The organism is Bacillus sp. AP50 (assembly GCF_040492675.1).
Lineage (GTDB): Bacteria > Bacillota > Bacilli > Bacillales > Bacillaceae_G > Bacillus_A > Bacillus_A cereus.
In genome coordinates this window covers 1-1940 of record NZ_JBEUTW010000421.1, presented here as the reverse complement: position 1 = coordinate 1940, position 1940 = coordinate 1, and the positions used below count along the sequence as shown (strand labels likewise).

Genomic DNA, 1940 nt, shown 5'->3' with positions numbered 1-1940 from the left:
CGTAGGTATATCTGCGTAGCCAGTATACATAATTCCATCAATTACTTTTCCGTTTTCTCCTAACATGACACTTACCCATTTCATATCTTGATCTGATTTATCTACTTCTTTAGGGTAATAAAACCTATATGTATTGGATTTCTTTTCTAGTTCAAGATTAAATGGAAGAATTTCAATACTTTGAGTAGATACAGTACTCTTAATTTTATTATAGTTTTTTAAATATTCTTCTGCTGTCATATGTTTAAGTGCAACTTTTTCTTTTACATCCACTGGTTCTTTTCCGGGTGCTTCTATTTTGTTGAGAGTATCTTTGTTTTCTATATCTGTGCAACCTAAAAGGCTAGCCGCTATCAGAAAGGTTCCGAGTATAAGTATTTTCTTTGGCATAAAAATCTCTCCTTAAGTGATATAGGAAAAAAGCCGAAGGAGTTGATATCCTTAACAATTTCGGCGTTTTTCAAGTTTGGATACTTAAATTTTTTTATAACGAAAAAGAATCATTTATATGATCTAATTGATTTTAGAAAGAACAGTACAATTAGTCCTGAAATAAATAATAAGACCCCATTTATTAATAAGATTAATGGTGGACCATAAATGTCAGCGAAAAATGAGGAAATTGCTAAAGCGACTGGTGATGCAATACTCGTAAGAGAACCTAGTGTTCCAAAAGTCCTTCCCTGTAACTCAGGATCTACCTCAACTTTAATAATCACATTGACTAACAATGTACAAAATGAAAAAAGTATTCCCAAGAGGAGAATTAATGGTACTGCATAAAGAACAGATGGAGCAAAAGATAGCCCTACAAAGATTGGAGCTAGTAAAACCATACTAAGGATTATCCACCAACCCCGTCGATGTAACTTATTATCAAAAAAGATAATAATGCCTGCGCCTAACATATAACCTATTGGAATGCTAGATTCAATTATCCCAAATTCAATCGGATTTGCCTTCCACACTTTTACAGACATTACTTGAATAAGCATTAATGAAGCAGTGAAAAATGTGATTAAAGTAGGCGAGAGTATAATAACAGATTTAGCAAAAGGGTTCTGCCATATATACTTGAATCCTGCAACAAGGTCCTCTTGAAATGAATTTTTGATTCCTGTTTTTTTTGTAGAATTAGGAAACTTTCCACTTAACAACACTAAAATAGCGGATAACATAAAAGTAACTGCGTCAACTGAGATAGCAATGCTACCACCAAATGCTGCAACTACAACTCCTCCTATTGCTAGCCCCGAAATACGAGATACATTATCTGCTACATTTAATACTCCAGTAGCTTGTTGAACTTTGTCTTTTCCTACAATATCAACTAAGGAAGCATGGAATGCAGGTGACTGAAATAATCCTGCACAGGAAGTAAGAGCGGTTAAGATAATAATAAGAATAAAGGGGGTACCGGGTATTGCAATACAAAATGCGATGCTTAGTATTAAAAGACTTCTTATTATATCTGTTATCCACATTAGTTTTCTACGATCTACCCTATCTGCAACAGTACCTGCAATGGAAGAAAACAACATGCTCATTACCATATGAGTTATGGCAATTGTAGACATTAATTTGGCACTTCCTGTTGCTTGTAGTACCCAAAGGTTTAAAGCAATACTGTGAAATGAATTTCCAAACATTGATAAGGTATAACCTGTAAATACAAAAGTAAATGTACGATTTTTCCATAATGTCTTTTTCGAAGAAACAGCAAGAGTGGAATCTAATTCGACCTGTTGTTGCATAGTATTGTCACCTCACAAATTTAAGTATCTCATTTATAAAAATTTGTTTGCAAACTAATGGTGATGAACTTTAGTAATCGAGTTAATTAGATGATTAATGAAATGGAATCTAATTGTAAAAGAGCTATATTAATATAAGATATTGTTATTTAGAGGTAAAAACGGTAGGTATGAAATGGATTTAAG

2 protein-coding genes are annotated in these 1940 nt (G+C 33.0%); both read right to left on the bottom strand.

Annotated features, from left to right (window positions below; all coding sequences use genetic code 11):
* The coding region (locus ABWK52_RS23870) for a hypothetical protein (protein ID WP_353772178.1) at nucleotides 1–390 on the bottom strand (390 nt) is incomplete at its 3' end.
* Between the two features lie 110 nt (nucleotides 391–500).
* Entirely contained in the window at nucleotides 501–1754 is a 1254-nt protein-coding gene (locus ABWK52_RS23865) for an MFS transporter (protein WP_097879708.1), read from the bottom strand.
* Nucleotides 1755–1940 lie beyond the last annotated feature (186 nt).

Excerpts from the sequence above, each read along its gene's own strand:
- ABWK52_RS23865 (WP_097879708.1), bottom strand. The coding sequence starts at position 1,754 with ATGCAACAACAGGTCGAATTAGATTCCACTCTTGCTGTTTCTTCGAAA.